Source organism: Pseudomonas sp. N2-3-1-14 (genome assembly GCF_041228395.1).
In the GTDB taxonomy this organism is placed as follows: domain Bacteria; phylum Pseudomonadota; class Gammaproteobacteria; order Pseudomonadales; family Pseudomonadaceae; genus Aquipseudomonas.
The window spans coordinates 911,980-932,890 of sequence record NZ_CP166199.1 but is presented as its reverse complement, the minus strand read 5'-3'; the positions used below and the strand labels follow the sequence as shown (position 1 = coordinate 932,890).

Sequence of the window (20,911 nt, the reverse complement as noted above, 5' to 3'; positions counted from 1 at the left end):
ATGAATAGATCTTCCGCGTTGCTCCTTGCTTTTGTCTTCCTCAGCGGCTGCCAAGCCTTGGCACCCGTGTCGCCGGACGGTACGCCGCCGGTTGAAGACAGCACCCCCGCCCCTGAAAAGCCCAAGGTTTATTCCTCGTTCAATGAAGAAACGATCTACAGCCTGCTGACCGCGGAACTCGCCGGCCAGCGCAATCGTTTCGATATTGCCCTGGATAACTACGTGACCCAGGCCATCAACACCCAGGATCCGGGGATTTCGGAGCGCGCGTTTCGCATCGCCGAATACCTGGGCGCTGACCAGGCTGCGCTGGACACCTCGCTGATCTGGGCGAGAAACGCACCGGACGACCTGGAAGCGCAGCGGGCCGCGGCCATTCAACTGGCGCGCGCGGGGCGCTATGACGACTCCATGGTCTATATGGAGAAAGTCCTGCTGGGCAAGGGCGACACGCATTTCGACTTCCTCGCGCTGTCGGCTGCCGACACCGACCAGGACACGCGTAATGGCCTGATGAAGAGTTTCGACCGCCTGCTGCAAAAACACCCAAAGAACAGCCAGCTGATTTTCGGCAAGGCGTTACTGCTGCAACAGGATGATGAAGCCGACGCCGCACTCAAGCTGCTGGAGCAGAACCCGCCGGAAGACGGCGAGATCGCACCGATTTTGCTGCGTGCGCGCCTGCTGCAGAACCTCAATCGCGGCAAGGAAGCGATTCCTCTGCTGGAAAAGAGCATCAAGAAGTATCCGGACGACAAGCGCCTGCGCCTGACCTATGCGCGCACGCTGGTTGAGCAGGACCGTATGGAAGACGCCAAGGTGCAGTTCGCCAATCTGGTCCAGCAATACCCGGACGACGATGAATTGCGCTACTCCCTGGCCCTGGTATGCCTGGAAGCCAAGGCATGGGACGAGGCCAAGGGCTATCTGGAAGAGCTGATCCAACGCGAAAGCCATGTGGACTCGGCGCACCTGAACCTCGGCCGTATCGCTGAAGAGCGCAACGACCCGCAGGCGGCCCTGCTCGAGTACGCTCAGGTCGGCCCTGGCAACGACTACCTGCCGGCCCAATTGCGCCAAGCTGACATCCTGATGAGCAACGGCCGCACCGACGAGGCGGAAAAACGCCTGGCCGCAGCGCGCGATGCCGAACCGGACTACGCGATCCAGCTGTACCTGATCCAGGCCGAAACCTTGTCGGCCAACAAGCAGGGCGAACGCGCCTGGAAATTGCTGCAACAAGCCTTGTTGCAATACCCCGACGATTTGAATCTGCTGTACACCCGCGCCATGCAGGCGGAAAAACGCAATGACTTGGCGCAGATGGAAAAAGACCTGCGCCTGATCATCAAGCGTGACCCGGACAACGCCATGGCGCTGAACGCCCTGGGTTACACCTTGTCCGACCGTACGACGCGCTACGCCGAAGCCAAGGTGCTGATCGAGCAAGCCCACAAGCTCAACCCGGAAGACCCGGCCGTGCTCGACAGCCTGGGCTGGGTCAATTACCGCCTGGGCAACCTGGACGAAGCCGAACGCTTGCTGCGTCAGGCACTGGAACGCTTCCCCGACCAGGAAGTGGCCGCCCACCTAGGCGAAGTGCTGTGGGCCAATGGCAAGCAGCGCGAAGCGCGACAAATCTGGGAAAAATTCCTCAAGGAACAACCCGAAAGCCCTATCCTGCGCGGCACCATCAAGCGCCTGACCGGATCCGAGACCCTTTAAGCTTATGTTCTTGCGCCACGTCATTGTTTTCAGCTTCATCGCCCTGCTCGCCGGTTGCGCGGGTTTCGGCGCCCGCGAATCCGTTGAAGGCCAGGGCAACCCGGCGCAATGGAAACAACACAAGGATCAGCTCAGCAGCATTGATGGCTGGCAGATCGAAGGCAAGGTCGGGGTTCGCGCGCCAAAAGATTCCGGCAGCGGCACGTTGTTCTGGCTGCAGCGCCAGGACTATTACGACATTCGCCTGTCCGGCCCACTGGGCCGCGGCGCGGCTCGTCTGACGGGACGCCCGGGGCAAGTCAGCCTGGAAGTGGCCAACCAGGGACGCTATGAAGCGGCGTCGCCAGAAGAATTGCTGGAGCAGCAAATGGGCTGGAAGCTGCCCGTTTCGCACCTGGTGTGGTGGGTTCGCGGTTTGCCCGCGCCGGACAGCAAAAGTCGCCTGAGCCTCAATGGCGACAGTCGGCTGGCCACGCTGGAACAGGATGGCTGGCAGGTGGAGTACCTCAGCTACGTGCAACAAAGCGGTTACTGGCTGCCCGAGCGCATCAAGCTGCATGGCACCGACCTTGACGTCACGCTGGTGATCAAGGACTGGCAACCGCGCAAGCTGGGGCAATAAACGTGACTGTTACAACGCTGACGCTGCCCTCCCCCGCCAAACTCAATTTGATGCTGCACATTCTGGGTCGCCGTGAAGACGGCTACCACGAGCTGCAGACGCTGTTTCAATTTCTGGACTACGGCGACGAACTGACCTTCGCCGTGCGCGATGATGGCGTGATTCAGTTGCACACCGAATTCGAAGGCGTGCCCCACGACAGCAACCTGATTGTGAAGGCCGCAAAAAAACTTCAGGAACAATCCGGTTGCCCCCTGGGCATCGACATCTGGATCGATAAAATTTTGCCTATGGGCGGTGGCATTGGTGGTGGCAGCTCAAATGCTGCGACGACGTTGCTCGGCCTCAATCACTTGTGGCAACTGGGCTGGGACCATGATCGCCTGGCTACGCTGGGCCTGACGCTGGGCGCTGACGTCCCGGTTTTCGTGCATGGGCACGCCGCTTTTGCCGAGGGCGTGGGGGAGAAACTCACCCCGGAATACCCCGAAGAGCCGTGGTATGTCGTGCTTGTTCCGCAAGTATCTGTAAGTACAGCAGAAATTTTTTCAGATCCACTGTTGACACGTAACTCTCCTCCCATTAAAGTGCGCCCCGTTCCCAAGGGAAACAGTCGAAATGACTGCTTACCGGTTGTAGCAAGGCGTTATCCAGAGGTACGTAACGCTTTGAATTTGCTAGGTAAATTTACCGAAGCAAAATTAACCGGAACTGGAAGTTGTGTGTTTGGGGGCTTCCCAAGCAAAGCTGAAGCTGATAAAGTCTCGGCCCTTCTTACAGAGACCCTTACAGGGTTTGTAGCAAAGGGAAGCAACGTTTCGATGTTGCATCGCAAGCTGCAAAGTCTGCTCTAAAGGAACCGAGTACTGGGTACTCGTTGCAACAGATACAGGGGCGTCGCCAAGCGGTAAGGCAGCAGGTTTTGATCCTGCCATGCGTTGGTTCGAATCCAGCCGCCCCTGCCATTTTCTAATACTCATCCAGGTTACCCTCAGCCTCTAGGTACTGCGCGTGTCCAAGATGATGGTCTTTACGGGGAATGCCAACCCCGATCTGGCTCGACGTGTCGTACGTCAGCTGCATATCCCTCTCGGTGACATCTCTGTCGGTAAGTTCTCCGACGGCGAAATTACAGCCGAGATCAATGAAAACGTCCGCGGTAAAGATGTCTTCATTATTCAGCCGACCTGCGCTCCGACCAACGATAACCTGATGGAACTCGTCGTGATGGCTGATGCCTTCCGCCGCTCCTCAGCGACTCGAATCACAGCTGTAATCCCTTACTTTGGTTATGCCCGTCAGGATCGCCGTCCGCGTTCCGCACGTGTGGCTATCAGCGCGAAAGTCGTTGCTGACATGCTGACCGTGGTAGGCATCGACCGTGTTCTCACGGTTGACCTGCACGCTGACCAAATTCAGGGGTTCTTCGATATCCCGGTAGATAACATCTACGGCTCCCCAGTATTGGTGGATGACATCGAAGACCAGCGCTTTGAAAACCTGATGATCGTGTCCCCGGACATTGGTGGCGTCGTGCGTGCACGGGCCGTTGCCAAATCCCTGGGCGTTGACCTCGGGATCATCGACAAACGCCGTGAAAAAGCCAATCACTCTGAAGTGATGCATATCATCGGTGATGTCGAAGGGCGTACCTGTATTCTGGTTGATGATATGGTCGACACCGCCGGCACACTGTGCCACGCGGCGAAAGCCCTGAAAGAGCACGGTGCCGCAAAAGTCTTCGCCTACTGCACACACCCTGTGCTGTCGGGCCGAGCGATCGAGAACATCGAGAACTCCATGCTGGACGAACTGGTGGTGACTAACACCATCCCGTTGTCCGCAGCAGCTCAAGCCTGTTCGCGTATCCGTCAACTGGATATCGCACCGGTAGTTGCCGAGGCGGTTCGCCGCATCAGCAACGAAGAATCGATCAGCGCGATGTTCCGTTAAGGTTCACACCTTAGCGACATCAACCTGACGAAAAGCGCCCCGCCCCAGCATACTGTTGGGGCGGGGCTTTTTTGCCCATATCGCCTTTAGCGCTGGTCGCAAACGCTGGGGCGAATGTGGTTATTTTGGAGATACAACATGAACGATTTTACTTTGAATGCTGAACTGCGTTCCGACCTGGGGAAAGGTGCGAGCCGCCGCCTGCGTCGTCTCGCAAGCCTGGTTCCAGCTGTAGTTTACGGTGGCGAAAAAGCCCCTGAATCCATCAGCATGCTGGCTAAAGAAATCGCCAAACTGCTCGAAAACGATGCTGCTTACAGCCACGTTATCGAACTGAACGTTGGCGGCACCAAGCAAAACGTGATCATCAAAGCTCTGCAACGTCACCCGGCCAAAGGCCACGTGCTGCACGCTGACTTTGTACGCGTTGTAGCCGGTCAGAAACTGACCGCTATCGTTCCAGTGCACTTCGTTGGCGAAGAAGCTCCGGTCAAGAAAGGCGGCGAGATCTCGCACGTCCTGAACGAAATCGAAGTGACCTGCCTGCCGAAAGACCTGCCTGAGTTCATCGAAGTCGACCTGTCGGCTCTGGAAATCGGCGCCATCGTTCACCTGTCCGACCTCAAGGCCCCTAAAGGCGTTGAGTTTGTCGCACTGGCTCACGGTGATGACAAAGCTGTTGCCAACGTTCACGCTCCACGCGTTGCTCCAGAAGCTGAAGAAGAAGGCGCTGCAGAGTAATTCACTCTGTATTGCCGGAGCTTGAGGAAACATCGCGGACCGAAACGTAGCGAGAAAGCGGGCGATAACGCGGCGTTTACTCTTGAGTAAATGATCTCTTGTCGTCCACTTTCGCCGCACGCAGGTTGCGGCGATGTTATCCACAACTCCAAAGGAAGGGCCCCTGTCGTGACTGCCATTAAACTGATCGTTGGCCTGGGAAATCCAGGCGCCGAATACGAACAGACCCGGCATAACGCGGGGGCCCTTTTTGTTGAGCGTATCGCCCACGCCCAAGGCGTAAACCTTGTGGCCGATCGCAAATATTTTGGCCTGACCGGACGCTTTTCGCATCAAGGTCAGGATGTTCGTCTGCTGATTCCCACCACCTACATGAACCGCAGCGGCCAAGCCGTCGCGGCGCTTGCGGGCTTCTTCCGGATCAAACCCGAAGAAATCCTGGTGGCCCATGACGAACTGGACCTGCCACCCGGCGTTGCCAAACTCAAGTTGGGCGGCGGGCATGGCGGGCACAATGGCCTGCGCGACATCATCGCGCAGCTGGGCAATCAGAATAATTTTTACCGTCTGCGGCTCGGCATTGGCCACCCAGGCGTTGCCAGTATGGTTTCAAATTTCGTCCTGGGTCGTGCGCCACGCGCCGAACAGGAAAAACTCGATGCCAGCATCGACTTTGCCCTCGGCGTGCTGCCGGATATCTTCGCCGGTGAATGGAACCGTGCGATGAAAAACCTGCACAGCCAGAAGGCCTGACTCTTACCGAGGGGAAACACCATGGGATTCAATTGCGGCATCGTCGGCCTGCCCAACGTCGGCAAATCCACCCTGTTCAACGCCTTGACCAAGTCCGGTATTGCGGCGGAGAACTTCCCCTTCTGCACCATCGAACCCAATAGCGGTATCGTGGCCATGCCGGACCCGCGCTTGCAGGAGCTGGCGGCTATCGTCAATCCAAAGCGCATCCTGCCGACCACCATGGAATTCGTCGACATCGCAGGCCTGGTGGCCGGCGCGTCGAAAGGTGAAGGCCTGGGCAACAAGTTCTTGGCCAACATCCGTGAAACCGATGCCATCGCCCACGTGGTCCGCTGCTTTGAAGACGAGAACGTGATTCACGTCTCCAACAGCGTCGACCCGAAGCGCGACATCGAGATCATCGACCTGGAACTGATCTTCGCCGACCTCGACAGCTGCGAGAAACAACTGCAGAAAGTCGCGCGTAACGCCAAGGGCGGCGACAAGGATGCCGTGGTCCAGAAAGGCCTGCTGGAGCAATTGATCGCTCACTTCACCCTGGGCAAGCCAGCGCGCAGCCTGATGAAGAGCATGAATGCCGATGAAAAAGCAGTGATCAAAGGCTTCCACCTGCTGACCACCAAGCCGGTGATGTACATCGCCAACGTCGCTGAAGACGGCTTTGAGAACAACCCGTTGCTCGACGTGGTCAAGGCCATCGCCGAGGAAGAAGGCGCGATCGTGGTGCCGGTGTGCAACAAGATCGAAGCCGAAATCGCCGAGCTGGATGACGGCGAAGAAAAAGACATGTTCCTCGAGGCGCTGGGCCTGGAAGAGCCTGGCTTGAACCGTGTGATCCGCGCCGGCTACGAAATGCTGCACCTGCAGACGTACTTCACCGCCGGTGTCGAAGAAGTCCGCGCCTGGACCGTCAAAGTCGGCGCCACCGCGCCACAGGCTGCCGGCGTGATCCACACCGACTTCGAAAAAGGCTTCATCCGCGCCGAAGTCATCGCCTACAACGACTTCATCCAGTACAAGGGTGAAGCCGGCACCAAGGAAGCCGGTAAGTGGCGCCTTGAAGGCAAGGAATACATCGTCAAAGATGGCGACGTCATGCACTTCCGTTTCAACGTATAAGTAAACCTTGCGGTCATTGCCGCAAACAAAAAGCCGATGCACCGCATCGGCTTTTTTGTGGGCGACTACTTATCGACGTTCATCCGAACATTCCGCAACTTAAGATTCCTCCTATTAACCCTCAATATTTTACTGACTGCACCTCCAAGCAAAATAACCCCCAAACCTATCTCATTTCTCCTACGCCTTGCGCGTAAGTTCCTACTTCAGAACAACAATAAAAAAACTATAATTTGCGCCCTGCTGGCCTTTGCCTGTCGACCGTTGCCTGAATGATGCACAGTGATAATGGAGCACTTACTTGATGTCGGATGCCTACCATAGGGAAGTTGAAACAGACATCTCAATCAGTGACACCTCAGGTATCGAAAACACCCTTAACAGCACAGCGTCACTCAATATCGACATTCTGCTATTAGGGGAAACCGGCACAGGGAAAGACACCTTGGCCCAACGGGTCCATCGCTTGTCGGGGCGGCGCGGTAACTTCATTGCCGTGAACTGTGCCGCTATTCCGGAAAGCCTCGCGGAGAGCCAATTGTTCGGGGTCAACAGTGGCGCCTTTACCGGGGCCATGCAATCGCGGGCCGGCTTTGTCGAGGCGGCTCACCTGGGCACCTTGTACCTCGATGAGGTCGACAGCATGCCATTGAGCTTGCAGGCCAAACTGCTGCGGGTGCTGGAGTCGCGGGGCGTGGAGCGGCTGGGTTCAACCCGCTTCATCCCGGTGGACATGCGCGTCATTGCCTCGGCCCAGCAGTCACTGCACCACATGGTCGAATCAGGCACCTTCAGGCGTGACCTGTACTTTCGCCTGAATGTCGTCAGCCTCGAACTTCCGGCCTTGCGGCACCAGCGGGAACGCATCATTCCGCTGTTCATGAAGATGGTCCGGGAAGAAGCCGAGCACTTCAAATGCCCCGCTCCGACGGTTCCCGGCCCGCTGTTGCAACAACTGCTGTGCCACGCCTGGCTGGGCAATATTCGCGAATTACGTTCGTCCGCCAAGCGGTTCGTGCTGGGCCTGCCACCGTTCTCCACGCCCATGAGCAACCCGCACGATGGCGAACTGAGCCTGAAGGAACGCCTGCAACAAATCGAAAAAGCACTGATTGAAGAGTCGTTGCGCCGCAATGATCATTGCGTGGATATCACCGCAATTGAATTAGGCGTCGCCAAACGCACGCTCTACCACCGAATTAAACAACTCGACCTATAACCGAATGGTGTAGTTCGGCGCATTGTGGCAGAACTTAGCCATTCGCACCCGCCTGGGCACTTTAGCGCATGCGCACAATTAAGCATTACAACAATGACTTCACAAAAAACCGCACTAGAAATAATTTTAAACATATAAATACTGGAACGATTTATTTCCCTCCACCACTTATAAGTGGGTGACTTCACAGCCACTCAACACGTGACGGTAGCTAACACTCGCTATCAGACTTCATTTGAAATCAAGAAGGTGATCTATGTCCTCAATCTCAGGTATTGGTGGTTCCAGCGCGGGTAACCAGGCGCAACTGGACGCAATCAACGCAGATAAAGAAAGGAAAGTCGTCGAAGAGGCCAAGAAGACTGCTGAACAAGAACTGACTACCGCGAAAGCGGGCCGCATTAAGTCTTTGCGATTCGCGTAAGTCAGACCGACCTCCTCTGCCCCGGTCGAGGAGGTTTTTCATCGTCACGAGGCACGTAACACTCGATACGTTCGATGGAGGTTCACATGTACATCACCACCCCAGGGCAACCGGAAAACAGCAGCATCCTCTCTCAAGCCGAGGCGCCTGGCGCGATCAACCGGGCGTCTGACATCAACTTTTTCAACGCCCAACTCAGCCAGACCGAGTCGCCCGTGAAAGGCATCGTGCCTGCGGTGGCGTCCCCCGTTCAGGCGTGGAGCGCGACAGCGTCGGACGCTTTATCCAGACGCGTATCCAAAGGCTTTCGTGACGCGAGCCTGAACAAAAAGACCAAGGACGCGAACGAGTTCCCCCAGTCGCTCGCCGAAGCGCATATCGACGTGATGTCACGCGTCAAGGTCATCGGCGCCGTCGCGAAAGGCGTCGACAAAATTTCAAGCATGGGATAGCTGCATGTACCGCCGTCTAACCGCCCCATTCTTGTTGTCATTAGCGTTGATGCTGTCCGGTTGTGGTGACAGCGTAGAGCTGCATCGCAATATTTCTGAGCAGGAAGCCAACGAAGTCATCGCGGAGCTGGCAGACAAGCAAATCCGGGCCCAGAAGGTGCCAGGCAAAGACGGTGTCGCTGTTCGGGTCAAGGCCAGTGACATCAGCCGAGCTGTGCGTACCCTGGACGCGGCGGGGCTGCCCAAAACGGCCCGGTCGACGCTGGGGGATATCTTTCGCAAGGAAGGCGTCATCTCCACCCCGCTGGAAGAGCGCGCACGCTACATCTACGCGTTGTCCCAGGAGCTGGAATCGACCTTGTCCAACATAGACGGGGTGATCGTCGCGCGTGTGCATGTGGTACTGCCTGAGCGCGTCGCGCCAGGCGAGCCGGTACAGCCAGCCTCCGCCTCGGTCTTCATCAAGCACGACCCGCGGCTGGACCCGGACAATATCAATCCGCGCGTGCGCAGACTGGTGGCCAGCAGCATCCCGGGCATGGCCTCGGCCATAGACAACACGACAAAACTGACCGTCATTTTTGTACCGGCCACCGCCTACACCGAGCAGCAACAGCTGACCTACCTCGGCCCTTTTCTGGTGCCCGAGCAAGACCTTGGTTTCTGGCGCGCCAGCCTGATTGCGCCGCTGATCATCGCTCTGTCAGGAGGCATCGCCTGGCTGTTCTGGCGCCGCAGGAAAGTCTCCACACTCACACCCGAAAGCACGCCGGCACACGCCCATGAGTGACGACCTCAGCTGGGTAAAATGGTGGGCTTTCCCATGGAAAAACGCCCACATCGACTGGCTCACGCAAACGGGTTTTGTGGAAACCGCAGCGCTTTCACGCGCCTATCATCGCCGCGTGAGCAGCCTGTTCGACATCGCGCCCGAGCTCGCGCCTCCCGCGTCTCCAGCCCTCCTGCAATGGGTGTTGAGCAGCGCACAACAACGCGACCTCGCACTGACACTGGTGAATGAGGTGTACAACGCGCCCCACGACAACCGGTTGAATCAAGAGCAGCTGCTGTGGTGCCAGCGCCTGGCCAAGGCACTGCCCACGGGCTCAGCACCGGTGAACGTCGACGACCCATTGCACTACCTGCGCGCGTGGGTCGCTCCCAATGTCTGGCAGCGGCTACGCCTGAATTTTGCCCGCCCAAGGGTGCTGGCGTTGGAGCAGCATCCTCGCCTGGCGGACACGCACGGCCGGCTGGATACCCTGTGGAAAGCCACGATCTGGCGCGCAACCTCCACCGCTGTCGATGACGCGCCGCCCGCCCCTCGCGAGAAACCCGACTATGTTTTGCGCCCACACGATTGAGCTGAACACCCCCGCCCACGCACTGCCCACGGCCCTGATCCCCAGGGAAATGCTGTCTGACTACACCCAGGCCCGTCAGCTGTTGGAACACGCAGAAACTCAAGCGCAGACGCGCATCAGCCAGGCCCAGGCCCAATGCGAAAAGATACTCGAACGTGCCAGCGATGAGTTCTGGCAACGCGCCAATGCCCAGCTCCACCGCTGGGAGTCAGAGCGCCAGGCAATGCTGGCGAGTCTGGAGCAGGTCGCAAGCTCAGTCATCAACGCGGCCATTCAAACCCTGCTGGAGGAGACTGTGCCCGTTCAACGCCTCACGACACTGCTCAACAAACTGCTGGAGGCGCAACTGCCCACCGTTGAGGCGCACCTGGTGTGCAACCCGCAGGACCGTGAACACGTCGAGCTATGGCTAAACCTTCACAGCAGCGTGCCCTGGACGCTTCGGGTCGAAGACGGGATCGCCGCCCAGTCGCTGCTGCTTGAGACAGAAGATGGCGGGTTTCATATCAACTGGGCGCATGCCCTGGACAACCTGGTGGCGATTCCACCCTTGGCCAAATCAAGTGACACCTTTGCTGGGTAAACGCTGTTCTTTTTAACCACAAGGCCTGTTGTTGGAACTGGTGAGCAATCTGCCGCCACACAGGGATACACACCCACTGGAGATAACGCCATGAATACTGACTCACGCGTACTCAGCAGTCTCTACAGGCAGCAATCCCAAGCCGAAAAGAACCTCGACCAGATCAGCGCCGACATTCCGTACAGCGAAGCAAGCGAAGACAGCGCGCGGATCTTCGAACAACTCATTGAGGAAAAGTCCGCCCTGGTTAACAACTTTGCCGTGAGTTCGACCTACCTCAGCTACAAACATGAGACGGTTAAATCGGCCATCAATGTCGTTTAGTGGCTGGCAGCAAACGCTGACTGTTGGCTTGGGCGGTCGTGAACAGAATAGGCGGCTCGAACCGCAAGTCAGCACTTGCCCAGGTTCGCGCCACGCGCCATCTCTGGTGGGTGCAATGCCTGCCACTTGATTGCAAACCCTTGAAGTCCCTCTCAACCAACGTGACACCTGGCGCGGCGCAACGGCGCGCCTGACAACGGCTGGGCGCAAATCCGGCCCACTTCATTACGACGCTTTCGCACTGAAACAGAGAACCTGTCATGTATAGCAAGATCAACAAGCACACCGGCTTGCGTTTAAACTCGCCCGCGGCTCTGGCAAAACGCGCCCACTGGCGTTGTTTGCTTGCGCTGCCCTTGTTGTTGGCGCCGTTGCACAGCCCCCTCGCCGCCATTCCCTCCGAATGGAAAAACACCGCCTACGCCTATGAAGCCGAGCATAAGCCCCTGCGGGATGTGCTGGAGGACTTTGCTCAAACGTTTGGCACGCAACTGCAAGTCGACGGTCTGCTGGAGGGCATCGTAAATGGCAAGATACGCGCCAATACCCCGCAGTCGTTACTCGATAGGCTGGGCGTTGAACACCGTTTTCAATGGTACTTGTACAACAACACCCTCTATATCAGCACCCTGGACCTGCAAGAGTCCGCGCGCCTGGAGGTTTCTTCCGAGACCGTCGCCGACCTCAAACGGGCCTTGACCGATATCGGCTTGCTCGACAGTCGTTTCGGCTGGGGTGAGCTGCCCGATGACGGCGTGGTGCTGGTCTCTGGCCCCAAGCGCTACATCGAACAGATCAAGCAATTCAGCAGCCAGCGTAAGTCACCCGACGAAAAACAAAGCGTGCTCAGCTACCCGCTGAAATTCGCCAACGCGGGAGATCGCCAGATCGACTACCGCGGCGAAAAAATAGTCATCCCTGGCGTTGCCAGCATGCTGCGGGGCTTATTGGAGCCTCGGGCGACGTCATCCCTGTCGACGCTTTCCCCGCGCCCCTCCTCGCAGCCCTCGCCCATCACGCCGAACGTTCCCCGGTTGAGCAATCCCATGCTCGGGCAAATGTTCGGCCAGACAGCGGACCCAGGCCAGTTGGCCTCTGGCGCCACGCTCACCCCGCGCGCGCCGGTGTCGGCAGGCAAAATCCGCGTAGAGGCCGACGTGCGCAACAACGCCGTGCTGATCTACGACCTCCCGGAACGGCAGGCCATGTACCGAGAGCTGATTACCCAGCTCGATGTGGCGCGCAAAATGGTGGAGATCGACGCAATCATCCTCGACATAGAGCGCTCCCAACTGCGCGAATTCGGGGTCAACTGGGGCAACAGCCATTTCAGCAGCGACATGAGAATGGCGCCTGGGAGTTCATCGCAGCTGTCGATCGAGAACCGTGATCGCTTCTTTGCCAAGATACGCGCCCTGGAGCAGCGCGGCCTGGCAACCATGGTGTCCAACCCCTCGGTGCTTACCCTGGAAAACCAGCCCTCGGTGATTGACTTCAACCGCACCCAATACCTGACCGCAGGCACGGAGGTCGCGACGATCCTGCCGATTACCGTAGGTACCAGCCTGCAAGTGATCCCCAGGGTGATTACCACCCGTGGCACTCATCAGGTGCACCTCATGGTGGATATCGAGGACGGCAACTTCGATGAATCCAACCCGGATCGCATCGGTCCCGACGTGCGCCGGGGCAATGTCAGCACCCAGGCGGTGATGGCGGAAAAACGCTCGCTGGTGGTCGGTGGTTTTCATGTCACCGAAAGCACCGACAAGCGCAACAAGGTTCCCCTGCTGGGCGACATACCGCTGCTGGGCAAGGCGCTGTTTTCCTCCAGCGAACGCCAGAATAATCGCCGCGAACGCTTGTTCATCCTGACGCCACGCGTCATCGGCGATCAGGCGGACCCTTCACGGTATTTGCCGCAGGAAGATCAAGTGGAGTTGCAGGCCGCGCTCAAGCCTCTGGCCAGGCGTTACGCCGAACACCCGCCGGTCATCAAGCGCAGTGACATCACCAGCACTCTGGCCAATCTGGTGACCGGGCAAGTGCCCCTGGCCTTCAAGGCAGCACCGATGCCATTGGGCCTGGACACCCTGTGCAACACCCGCGATCTACTGGCCATGAACACCGAGCGCAGCCAGTGGTATGCCGGCCCGCAGTTCAATGTGGCGGTGGTGGTGGTGCGCAATCAGATCAAGCGCAATGTGCGCATCGACGAAAAGGAGTGCAGCAATTCGCAGACCCTGGCCGTCACGGTATGGCCACGTGCCTGGCTCAAACCGGGTGAAGAAGCCGAGGTCTTTATCGCCATGCGCCCGGTGGTGAAGGATGAACACATCGGCGTGCCCCGCCCTTCCTTGATCACGCCCACTCAGAAGAAGGTTGCCCCATGAAACGCCACCTGTTGTGCATCACCCTGATCGGCACCGTGCTGCTCATCGCCGGCTGCGCTCCCACGTGCAAAGGCGACTCCTGCTCACGCCCGCAATCGACCAAAGACACCTTGGTAATCTGGTGGCCACCGCAGATGCGCGTCGAGCCCGGCCCTTCCGGAGAGCGCGCGGATTACCAGACAATTTCGCTGGAACGCTGAGTGTTCCGCGATCAACGCCGGCTGTTGTCGGGCCGTCAGGTGAGCAGCGCGGCGGCTCACCTGGCCCTGGCTTCGCGGAGGTTCGGTGCGCTGATCAGCGCACCTCCAGCGCCGGCAACTCCAGGGTTTCGCGCTTGGCCTCATCATCCAGCTCACGCAACGTGCGATAGATCAGCGCCACGGCCTGCAGGGTGTCGCGGGGGATGCTCGCGCCCAGTTTGTTCGTGTAGAGCGTGCGCGCCAGCCACACGCACTGAATCACCGGCACCTCAGCGGCCTTGGCCTGTTGGATCAAGTCGCGCGCCGCGTCATCCGTGCCTTTGCACACCAGCATGGGCAGCGGCGTCTCACCCGGGCGGTAATACAGCGCCACGGCAAAATGCGTCGGGTTGACCACCAGCATATCGGCCTCTTCCAGCTTGGGCAGCTTGACCTTCGGTTCCTCCTGGGCCAGCTGCTGGGCCAGCGAACGGCGCTGCCCCTTCACATGCGGGTCACCCTCCATGTCTTTGTACTCTTTGACGACCTCGACCTGGGTCATGCGCATGCGCTTGGCGAAGAAGTGTTTTTGCAACGCCAGGTCGATCAGCGCCAGCACCAGCAACAGCCCCAGGCAGGCATGCAACAAGTGACGGAACAGCATGATCAGCGCCAGGATGTACGTTTGCAGGTCACTGCTGGCCAGGTTAATCAGCGTGCCCAAAGACGGCTTGATCACCACGTACAAAATCACGCCCAGTAGCACTGCCTTGGTGATGCTCATCAACAGATTCATGACCGATTGCGCCGAAAACATCTGTTTGAGCTGCTTGAGGGGGTTGAGCCGATTGAAATCGAGCTTCAAGGTCTCGGGAGCAAACAGAAACCCGAACTGCATCCAACTGCTGATCAGCTTCGCGGCAATGGCCAATCCGGCCATCAACAGGGCGAACGCGAAAAACATCATCGCGCCTTCAAACAGCACCGTCTCCAGCGCCCGCGTGAACGGCTGAGCCATACTCGACATTGGCAACACCATCAGTTGCTGAAAGCGCTGCAAACTGGTTTCTGCGGTGAATAACGCCACCTCGCTGATGGCCGTCAGCGCCAGCAGCTTGCTGACATCCTGGCTTTGGGAAACCTGGCCCTTCTTGCGCTGATCGCGCAGTTTCTTGGCTGAGGCCGGGTGCTTCTTTTCACCGGAGTCACTCATGGCGTCGAGACCTGAAACATCAGCCCGAGCGAGTGTTTAAGATCGCCGAGCACATTCAATCGTCCGACGATCAGGTCCTGCAGCAACGCAAAGTACAGCAACAGAATCCCGATACCCGCCAGGCATTTGACCGGCGGCGCCAGCGTGCTCACCTGCAACTGCTGGCTGTAGACCCCCAACAGCGCGATGCCGAACTCCAGAAACATCAACACCGCAATGAACGGCGCAGCGTAGAGCATCATGTGGGTAAAGGTATCGCCGACCAGGCCCAGGAAAATACTGAAACCATTGACTGCCGGCAGCGGCACCCAAGCGGTGGCCGGCCATAGCAGATAACTGTCCCAGATCACTTGGGTAAGCACGCTCAAGCCCAGGACGGCGATCAGCAAGTAAATCACCAGCTGTTTGAACAGATGCCCCACGGGCGTTGCATCCGGCCCCAATGACGGGTTGAGCTGGCCACCTGCCAGGGCGCCACGCTGGTTATCCAGCAGCGCGCCAACCGACTCGAACATCCAGAAAGGCATGGCCAGCAAAACCCCGAGCAAAATGCCCAGGGTGACCTCCTTGAGCATCAGCCCGATGATCATCAGCGCCGAATAGTCCTGGCCCGCCAGTACCGCATGGATGCCGGGAGCCGGAATGAACGCCATGACCATCACGATCACATGCCGGGGCATGCCGCGCAGATGCTGGAAACAGAACGCCGGCACCAGGATCGCGCACGGATAAATACGCGCCATGGCCACCAGCAGGCTGGGTAGATATTCAAGATAAAGCAGCACGTGCATGCCCTCAGTTCAGTGCCGAGCGAGCGATCATGTCGAACATCAGGTTGATCAGTTGAATCAGCTCCACGCCAATCCAGCGCCCCGTCAATATCAGCGTGATGCCCACCGCAACCAGCTTGATGCCAAAGGGCAGGGTCTGATCCTGTATCTGCATCAGCGCTTGCACCAACGACGTCAGCACGCCGACGATCACCGCCACAATCAACGGCGGTGCCGACAACACCACCACCAGCAGCATGCCCTGCTTGAACAGTACGATCGGTTCCATGGGGCACTCAAAGGTAGGAAAGGAAAAGACTGTCGAGCAATCGCGACCATCCGGAGACCATGACGAACAACAGCAGTTTGAGCGGCAGGGAAATGGTCATGGGCGAGACCATCTGCATCCCCAGCGCCAACAGCAGGTTGGACACAATCAGATCGATGACGATGAACGGAATGTAGATGAGGAAGCCGATCTCGAACCCGGCCTGCAACTGCGACAGCACAAAGGAGGGGACCAACAGGATCAGGTCATCGCGCTGGGTGCTTTGCGCCATTTCAGGCGGCCACATGCGCGCGGTGTTTTCGTGCATGTGGGTCAACACATCCGGATCGGTGTTGCGTTTCATAAACGCGCGCAGCGGCTGTATGGCCACAAGCCCCGTCTGTTGAAGGGTCTGCACCGTGCTCATGTCCAGGGGCGCGCCCTTGAGATTTTCGGCGACCTGGTAACCCACGGGGGCCATGATAAACAGCGTAGCGGCCAACGCGATGCCATTGATCGCCATGCTCGGGGGCACCTGCTGCACGCCGATAGCGTTGCGGGTAATCATCAGCACAATGACGATCTTCAAGAACGCGGTGCAGATGATCAGCAGCATCGGCAGCAACGACAACGCCCCGAAAAACAGCGCCAGGACAACCGGGTCGACGCCCTGGAATATCATCGCGAAAACACCACGCGAGACACTTGCAAGCCGAGTCGCCCATCCACTTCCACCAGTTGCCCCTGGCCAATGGGCCGCTCGCCGTAATACAGGCCGGCCATGCCCGGGGCGTACCCGGTAATGCCCAGCACCGCTCCGGGAGCAAGATTGCGCAGTTCGCCCAGGGTCAGGCTCAGGACACCACAGCGCACCGTCAGCGCCATACTCAATTCATCAAAGGGCTCACGGCCAAAGATATCCTCCACCGGCTGATCCTGTTCAGGCCCCGGGTATTCTTCTATTACAAAGTTCTCGTCCATGGACGCTTCCTCAATCGCAATAAGGTTCAGGCACAACGGCCCGGATTCATCGTCAATACGCCCTTGCAGACGGCGACGCCCGATCGACAAGTGGCCACGGCCCTGCACATCAAAAAAGGCGTGTTCAACCATCAGCACGTCACCCGCACGCACGCTGCGCAACTGCCCGACAGGCAAGCTAAAACGGCCCACGGTCACGGCGATTGCCAAGGGAAACGATGCGGGTAATGAGCTGGCCGTCGACCGCCAAGCGCCCGCCGCACACATCTCCAGCAAGCTCTGCGGGGCCAGCCACAGGTAACCATCGACCTTGGAGGCCCCCAACAGCACGGTGAAGCGGCAACCAAAGCCCGGCGTTTTGGGTGACGGCAGCAAGCGCAGATAACCGAACAACGCCACCACTTGGGGGCTGAGGTGATGCTGGAACAATTCCCAGAACCACGACGTCGAGTCATTGCCGGCTTCTGCCAGGGTGACCGGGCATTCGCCCATCAGGCTGAACATCGCCTCGGGTTCCGAGAACCCCAGCACACCGACGGCACTCTCGAAACACACCGGGCTTCGCCCTTCAGGCGCGCGGCCGGGCTCGAGCACAAACGCGCCCTGCTGATCACCAACCTGAAACGGCATGCGTAATCCGCGCCCCAGCCGCTGCAACGCCGCAACCCTTGCCGCCTCAACCAGGGGCGGTGTCACCGCCAACATGATCATGCGGACCCCGTGCTGTTGATGTGGATATCGACAGGCTGGTCCAACGCCTCGGTCAGCCTGTTCTGATAGCGTTTTTGCACCGTGGCGAGCCAATGCGCCGTGCGCGGTTCTTCGGCGTCCAACTCGATGTTCCACGCGCCCGACTGCCGCTGCACACTGGCGTTGATTCGCCCCAGCCGTGGCAGGTAAAGCACCGCCAGCAACGGCCATTGCGTGGCGCCTTGAACGCGAAGCGCCAACTGCCCCGCCAATGCCTCTATCATCAATTTATCCGTCGCCACACTTTGCGCAGGCAGGCTGGAAACGTAACCGCCCTGGCCATCGTCCTTGGCAAACAGTTGCGCGAATACCTGCACATGAACCCACGGCACCACGGCCTCAACGCCTCTCTCACGGTCTTCCCTGGGCTCGCGAATGCGCGGCCGCTCAGACCTGCTCACAGGTAATCGTTTCATGACGCTCCTGCACCAGTAACTGGGATAATTCCGAGAGTTTTTCGACCTCGCGCAAATACTGGCTGGCCTGCTTTTGCATGCTGTCGATATGCATCACTTGCTGCGCCTGCTGCCCCTGTAACGCCTGTAACTGCGCCTCTTCACGCTGCGTACTGGCGGACAATGAGCGCTCCTGGGTATTCCACGACTTGAGCTCCTGAAACGAGAGCACGTGCCCTTGATGCTTACTCAATAGCTGCGCCGCTTCCTCGGCCTCCTGCAGGCGAGTGTCCTCAAGGCGCTGCTGCGCCTGCTCAACGTGCAACTGCAGTGCACGCTGATGCCTTTTAGCCTCACCCAATGCGCGCTCGGCCCGGTCCGCGCGGTGTTTGCGCAGACGCCTCAGGGTTTCCAATTCAGAAAGGAACATAGGCGGTCAGCTCCGTCAGCTGATCCAGGGTCGCCGCCATCGGTGAAGGCTCACGCAAGTCCTGGCGCAAAAAGCCATCCACCGCGGCACGGCTGTCCACCGCCAGGTCGGTCAGGGCATCATTGCCGGCCTGGTATTCACCCAGCTTGAGCATCAGTTCGATCTGCTGATACGCCGACAACAAACGGCGCAGCCCGGTCCCCGCCTGGATGTGCTCAGGCGTGGCGACATTGCTCAGAATTCGCGACAGGCTGGCCAGCACATCGACCGCCGGGTAGTGACCGCGCTCGGCCAGCTTGCGCGACAGCACAATATGGCCGTCCAGCAGCGAGCGAACCTCGTCGGCCACGGGGTCACTCATGGAGTCCTGTTCGATCAGCACGGTGTAGATTGCGGTGATGACGCCGTCGCGGGTCAACCCGGCGCGTTCCACCAAACGCGGCAGCAAGCTGTACACCGAAGGCGGCAAGCCCCCGCGCCCCAAGGGCTCGCCGGCGGCCAGGCCGATTTCTCGCTGCGCGCGGGCGAAACGCGTCAAGGAGTCGATCAGCAGCAACACCCGCTTGCCTTGGCGTCGATAGCCCTCAGCCAGCGCCGTTGCGGTGAACGCTGCGCGGGCGCGCTCCATGCTTGAGCGGTCGGATGTCGCGCACACCAGCACGGCCTTGGCGCGCAACTGATCATCCAGTTCATGGTCGAGAAATTCGCGCAGTTCCCGGCCGCGCTCACCGATCAGGCCGAACACAATCACATCGCACTCGACGTTACGGGCAATCTCAGCCAGCAACGTGGTCTTGCCACAGCCGGCACCGGCAAACAGGCCCACGCGCTGGCCTTCGCCAAGCGTCAACAGACCATCGATCGAGCGCACCCCGGTCGCCAGGGCCCGGTGGATCCTCGGCCGTTCGGTCGGCAACGGCGCCTCACACAGCACCATGCTCGCATCCGGGCTGTCGGTCTCGGCGAAGGCATTGGGGCCAACGCCCGTAATCGGCCGGCCGAACCCATCCAGCACCTGGCCGAGCAACGCATCACTGACGCGCACTCGGTGCGAGACACCCAGACGCTGCACACTGGCGCCCACGCGCACCCCTTCAAGGTTGCCCAAGGCACTGAGCACGGCATCCTGCTGATCGAAGCCGATGATTTCCGCCAGCATGTAGTCGTCGGCAGATTTCTCGACCTGGCACAAGTCGCCAATACGCGCGCTCGGCAACCGGCATTGCAACAACATGCCGTTGACGCGCTGAACCCGACCGCGCAGGGTCACCGGCATCAGGTTGGCCAGCGCCTGGGCCTGACGCTGCTGCCAGGCATCCAGACGTGCGTTCAGTTCTTCGTTCACCAGCGCACCTCATAACGCCGCGCGCCATCGAACACCACTTTGCTGTTGTCGATCAGCACCAGGCGCAGGCCGTCCACTTCATCGCCGACAAACACCCGGCTACCCTCTTCCAGGACGACATGGCCATTGGGGCCGCCGACGATCTGCACGATCTTGAATGGCAGCGCGCCGTCGCTGACACGCACACGGCTGATCACCGGCACCGCGCTGTCGAACAGCTCGACAAAACGGCTGAGCATGCGCGACACCAGCTCCACATCGTCCTGCGACACGTCGCCGTTGAGCGCGACCTGGCCATTGATCACTTGCAGGCTGACCCGTTGGCTCAATTCGCGTTCATTGAGCATCTTCAGCAACTGCTGGCGCACTTCAAACGGCGTGGCCAGCTCGTGTTTGACCACCACAGCAGGCATCAATGAGGCCTGGGCCTCACGCTCACCCGTGGACGCGATGCCCACCACCACGACGATGATCGCAACCACCAGCGCCACGCTGATCAGACGCTTTCGCTGCGCGTGCGAGATGGACGAAAGTTGCAGCGCCCGCGGCGCTTCAGGGGCCGGGGCCGCTGGGGCGGGCGCCTCGGGCCATGGCTGATCGGCCCAGGTGACACACAGCCGCACAGCCCCAACCGAAAACGGTACGTTCAGCGCCAGGCTCGCAATCTGGGCCAGCACCTGCCCTTCATCACCGTGCAGCAGCCCGGCTTCGGCCTGCACTGACCAGTTTGCGTTGATCAGCCGCAACCGCGCGTGCTGCTGGGCGATGCCAGGATCGTTCAGCATCAGGTCAGCGTCAGGGTGAGCGCCGATGCTCCACTGCTCGCCAAAAAGCGGCAACGCAGCGCCCTGGCGCAGCCCATTGAGCACCCGTAACTCAAACATTATGGAGCGCTCCGGCGCGTT

Annotated in this window: 25 protein-coding genes and 1 tRNA gene; 17 read left to right on the top strand and 9 right to left on the bottom strand. The window is 59.3% G+C overall.

Annotated elements, in window-relative coordinates; translation table 11 throughout:
• The 17 genes from AB5I78_RS04270 to hrpT all read left to right on the top strand — a co-directional run bounded on the left by AB5I78_RS04270 (position 1) and on the right by hrpT (position 13,875).
• The gene (locus AB5I78_RS04270) at positions 1–1,725 is read left to right on the top strand and encodes a tetratricopeptide repeat protein (RefSeq protein WP_106578557.1); all 1,725 of its coding nucleotides are present in this window, start codon (positions 1–3) and stop codon (positions 1,723–1,725) included.
• A 4-nt stretch (positions 1,726–1,729) separates the two neighbouring features.
• Complete coding sequence (gene lolB / locus AB5I78_RS04265) at positions 1,730–2,347, top strand: lipoprotein insertase outer membrane protein LolB (RefSeq protein WP_177016585.1); 618 nt, start codon at positions 1,730–1,732, stop codon at positions 2,345–2,347.
• A 50-nt stretch (positions 2,348–2,397) separates the two neighbouring features.
• Positions 2,398–3,201, top strand: a complete 804-nt coding sequence (ispE, locus tag AB5I78_RS04260) for a 4-(cytidine 5'-diphospho)-2-C-methyl-D-erythritol kinase (protein ID WP_369302606.1) — start codon at positions 2,398–2,400, stop codon at positions 3,199–3,201.
• A 36-nt stretch (positions 3,202–3,237) separates the two neighbouring features.
• Positions 3,238–3,312, top strand: a tRNA-Gln gene (locus AB5I78_RS04255).
• A 46-nt stretch (positions 3,313–3,358) separates the two neighbouring features.
• Entirely contained in the window at positions 3,359–4,300 is a 942-nt protein-coding gene (locus AB5I78_RS04250) for a ribose-phosphate pyrophosphokinase (protein ID WP_003208392.1), read from the top strand.
• Between the two features lie 138 nt (positions 4,301–4,438).
• Complete coding sequence (locus AB5I78_RS04245; RefSeq protein WP_106578554.1) at positions 4,439–5,041, top strand: 50S ribosomal protein L25/general stress protein Ctc; 603 nt, start codon at positions 4,439–4,441, stop codon at positions 5,039–5,041.
• Between the two features lie 168 nt (positions 5,042–5,209).
• On the top strand, positions 5,210–5,794 hold the full coding sequence (gene pth, locus AB5I78_RS04240; protein WP_010213318.1) for an aminoacyl-tRNA hydrolase: 585 nt from the start codon (positions 5,210–5,212) through the stop codon (positions 5,792–5,794).
• Positions 5,795–5,815: 21 nt separating this feature from the next.
• Positions 5,816–6,916 carry a redox-regulated ATPase YchF gene (gene ychF / locus AB5I78_RS04235; RefSeq protein ID WP_101266309.1) on the top strand — a complete coding sequence of 367 codons (1,101 nt, stop codon included), beginning with the start codon at positions 5,816–5,818 and terminating at the stop codon, positions 6,914–6,916.
• A 304-nt stretch (positions 6,917–7,220) separates the two neighbouring features.
• Positions 7,221–8,135, top strand: coding sequence for a sigma 54-interacting transcriptional regulator (locus tag AB5I78_RS04230; protein WP_262210145.1), 915 nt, complete (start codon positions 7,221–7,223; stop codon positions 8,133–8,135).
• 256 nt (positions 8,136–8,391) lie between these two features.
• Complete coding sequence (locus AB5I78_RS04225) at positions 8,392–8,559, top strand: hypothetical protein (protein WP_157986803.1); 168 nt, start codon at positions 8,392–8,394, stop codon at positions 8,557–8,559.
• A gap of 86 nt (positions 8,560–8,645) precedes the next feature.
• Positions 8,646–9,011, top strand: a complete 366-nt coding sequence (locus AB5I78_RS04220; protein ID WP_369302546.1) for a hypothetical protein — start codon at positions 8,646–8,648, stop codon at positions 9,009–9,011.
• Between the two features lie 4 nt (positions 9,012–9,015).
• The gene (sctJ, locus tag AB5I78_RS04215) at positions 9,016–9,801 is read left to right on the top strand and encodes a type III secretion system inner membrane ring lipoprotein SctJ (protein ID WP_369302545.1); all 786 of its coding nucleotides are present in this window, start codon (positions 9,016–9,018) and stop codon (positions 9,799–9,801) included.
• The gene (locus AB5I78_RS04210; protein ID WP_369302544.1) at positions 9,794–10,375 is read left to right on the top strand and encodes a type III secretion protein; all 582 of its coding nucleotides are present in this window, start codon (positions 9,794–9,796) and stop codon (positions 10,373–10,375) included. The genes sctJ and AB5I78_RS04210 overlap by 8 nt, the downstream gene beginning before the upstream one ends.
• Positions 10,353–10,958 carry a type III secretion system stator protein SctL gene (sctL, locus tag AB5I78_RS04205; RefSeq protein WP_145165554.1) on the top strand — a complete coding sequence of 202 codons (606 nt, stop codon included), beginning with the start codon at positions 10,353–10,355 and terminating at the stop codon, positions 10,956–10,958. The genes AB5I78_RS04210 and sctL overlap by 23 nt, the downstream gene beginning before the upstream one ends.
• A gap of 90 nt (positions 10,959–11,048) precedes the next feature.
• Positions 11,049–11,282, top strand: coding sequence for a hypothetical protein (locus tag AB5I78_RS04200; RefSeq protein WP_369302543.1), 234 nt, complete (start codon positions 11,049–11,051; stop codon positions 11,280–11,282).
• A 260-nt stretch (positions 11,283–11,542) separates the two neighbouring features.
• The gene (gene sctC / locus AB5I78_RS04195) at positions 11,543–13,675 is read left to right on the top strand and encodes a type III secretion system outer membrane ring subunit SctC (RefSeq protein WP_369302542.1); all 2,133 of its coding nucleotides are present in this window, start codon (positions 11,543–11,545) and stop codon (positions 13,673–13,675) included.
• Positions 13,672–13,875 carry an HrpT family type III secretion system protein gene (gene hrpT / locus AB5I78_RS04190; protein ID WP_119736448.1) on the top strand — a complete coding sequence of 68 codons (204 nt, stop codon included), beginning with the start codon at positions 13,672–13,674 and terminating at the stop codon, positions 13,873–13,875. Before sctC ends, hrpT begins: the two co-directional genes overlap by 4 nt.
• A 94-nt stretch (positions 13,876–13,969) precedes the next feature.
• Here the strand turns inward: hrpT and sctU are convergent, their stop codons facing one another.
• The 9 genes from sctU to AB5I78_RS04145 are packed head-to-tail and all read right to left on the bottom strand — an operon-like array spanning position 13,970 to position 20,890.
• Positions 13,970–15,067, bottom strand: coding sequence for a type III secretion system export apparatus subunit SctU (gene sctU / locus AB5I78_RS04185; RefSeq protein ID WP_369302541.1), 1,098 nt, complete (start codon positions 15,065–15,067; stop codon positions 13,970–13,972).
• Positions 15,064–15,852 (bottom strand): type III secretion system export apparatus subunit SctT, encoded by a 789-nt coding sequence (gene sctT, locus AB5I78_RS04180; protein ID WP_145165604.1) that lies wholly within the window; start codon positions 15,850–15,852, stop codon positions 15,064–15,066. The genes sctU and sctT overlap by 4 nt, the downstream gene beginning before the upstream one ends.
• A 10-nt stretch (positions 15,853–15,862) precedes the next feature.
• Entirely contained in the window at positions 15,863–16,126 is a 264-nt protein-coding gene (sctS, locus tag AB5I78_RS04175; RefSeq protein WP_058411467.1) for a type III secretion system export apparatus subunit SctS, read from the bottom strand.
• A gap of 7 nt (positions 16,127–16,133) precedes the next feature.
• Positions 16,134–16,787 (bottom strand): type III secretion system export apparatus subunit SctR, encoded by a 654-nt coding sequence (gene sctR / locus AB5I78_RS04170; protein WP_145165544.1) that lies wholly within the window; start codon positions 16,785–16,787, stop codon positions 16,134–16,136.
• A complete protein-coding gene (locus AB5I78_RS04165; RefSeq protein WP_369302540.1) occupies positions 16,784–17,797 on the bottom strand; it encodes a FliM/FliN family flagellar motor switch protein in 1,014 nt (337 codons plus the stop codon). The genes sctR and AB5I78_RS04165 overlap by 4 nt, the downstream gene beginning before the upstream one ends.
• Complete coding sequence (locus AB5I78_RS04160; RefSeq protein ID WP_369302539.1) at positions 17,794–18,252, bottom strand: type III secretion system HrpP C-terminal domain-containing protein; 459 nt, start codon at positions 18,250–18,252, stop codon at positions 17,794–17,796. The genes AB5I78_RS04165 and AB5I78_RS04160 overlap by 4 nt, the downstream gene beginning before the upstream one ends.
• Positions 18,224–18,661: a YscO family type III secretion system apparatus protein gene (locus AB5I78_RS04155; RefSeq protein WP_369302538.1), complete on the bottom strand. Its 438-nt coding sequence runs from the start codon at positions 18,659–18,661 to the stop codon at positions 18,224–18,226. The genes AB5I78_RS04160 and AB5I78_RS04155 overlap by 29 nt, the downstream gene beginning before the upstream one ends.
• Positions 18,648–20,006: a FliI/YscN family ATPase gene (locus AB5I78_RS04150; protein WP_315975618.1), complete on the bottom strand. Its 1,359-nt coding sequence runs from the start codon at positions 20,004–20,006 to the stop codon at positions 18,648–18,650. Before AB5I78_RS04150 ends, AB5I78_RS04155 begins: the two co-directional genes overlap by 14 nt.
• Positions 20,003–20,890 (bottom strand): FHA domain-containing protein, encoded by an 888-nt coding sequence (locus tag AB5I78_RS04145; RefSeq protein WP_369302537.1) that lies wholly within the window; start codon positions 20,888–20,890, stop codon positions 20,003–20,005. Before AB5I78_RS04145 ends, AB5I78_RS04150 begins: the two co-directional genes overlap by 4 nt.
• Between the last annotated feature and the right edge of the window lie 21 nt (positions 20,891–20,911).

Coding starts and splice junctions, on each gene's coding strand:
- AB5I78_RS04270 (WP_106578557.1), top strand. CDS start 1: ATGAATAGATCTTCCGCGTTGCTCCTTGCTTTTGTCTTCCTCAGCGGC.
- lolB (WP_177016585.1), top strand. CDS start 1,730: ATGTTCTTGCGCCACGTCATTGTTTTCAGCTTCATCGCCCTGCTCGCC.
- ispE (WP_369302606.1), top strand. CDS start 2,398: ATGCTGCACATTCTGGGTCGCCGTGAAGACGGCTACCACGAGCTGCAG.
- AB5I78_RS04245 (WP_106578554.1), top strand. CDS start 4,439: ATGAACGATTTTACTTTGAATGCTGAACTGCGTTCCGACCTGGGGAAA.
- ychF (WP_101266309.1), top strand. CDS start 5,816: ATGGGATTCAATTGCGGCATCGTCGGCCTGCCCAACGTCGGCAAATCC.
- AB5I78_RS04230 (WP_262210145.1), top strand. CDS start 7,221: ATGTCGGATGCCTACCATAGGGAAGTTGAAACAGACATCTCAATCAGT.
- AB5I78_RS04225 (WP_157986803.1), top strand. CDS start 8,392: ATGTCCTCAATCTCAGGTATTGGTGGTTCCAGCGCGGGTAACCAGGCG.
- AB5I78_RS04220 (WP_369302546.1), top strand. CDS start 8,646: ATGTACATCACCACCCCAGGGCAACCGGAAAACAGCAGCATCCTCTCT.
- sctJ (WP_369302545.1), top strand. CDS start 9,016: ATGTACCGCCGTCTAACCGCCCCATTCTTGTTGTCATTAGCGTTGATG.
- AB5I78_RS04210 (WP_369302544.1), top strand. CDS start 9,794: ATGAGTGACGACCTCAGCTGGGTAAAATGGTGGGCTTTCCCATGGAAA.
- sctL (WP_145165554.1), top strand. CDS start 10,353: ATGTTTTGCGCCCACACGATTGAGCTGAACACCCCCGCCCACGCACTG.
- AB5I78_RS04200 (WP_369302543.1), top strand. CDS start 11,049: ATGAATACTGACTCACGCGTACTCAGCAGTCTCTACAGGCAGCAATCC.
- sctC (WP_369302542.1), top strand. CDS start 11,543: ATGTATAGCAAGATCAACAAGCACACCGGCTTGCGTTTAAACTCGCCC.
- hrpT (WP_119736448.1), top strand. CDS start 13,672: ATGAAACGCCACCTGTTGTGCATCACCCTGATCGGCACCGTGCTGCTC.
- sctU (WP_369302541.1), bottom strand. CDS start 15,067: ATGAGTGACTCCGGTGAAAAGAAGCACCCGGCCTCAGCCAAGAAACTG.
- sctS (WP_058411467.1), bottom strand. CDS start 16,126: ATGGAACCGATCGTACTGTTCAAGCAGGGCATGCTGCTGGTGGTGGTG.
- sctR (WP_145165544.1), bottom strand. CDS start 16,787: ATGATATTCCAGGGCGTCGACCCGGTTGTCCTGGCGCTGTTTTTCGGG.
- AB5I78_RS04165 (WP_369302540.1), bottom strand. CDS start 17,797: ATGATCATGTTGGCGGTGACACCGCCCCTGGTTGAGGCGGCAAGGGTT.
- AB5I78_RS04160 (WP_369302539.1), bottom strand. CDS start 18,252: ATGAAACGATTACCTGTGAGCAGGTCTGAGCGGCCGCGCATTCGCGAG.
- AB5I78_RS04155 (WP_369302538.1), bottom strand. CDS start 18,661: ATGTTCCTTTCTGAATTGGAAACCCTGAGGCGTCTGCGCAAACACCGC.
- AB5I78_RS04145 (WP_369302537.1), bottom strand. CDS start 20,890: ATGTTTGAGTTACGGGTGCTCAATGGGCTGCGCCAGGGCGCTGCGTTG.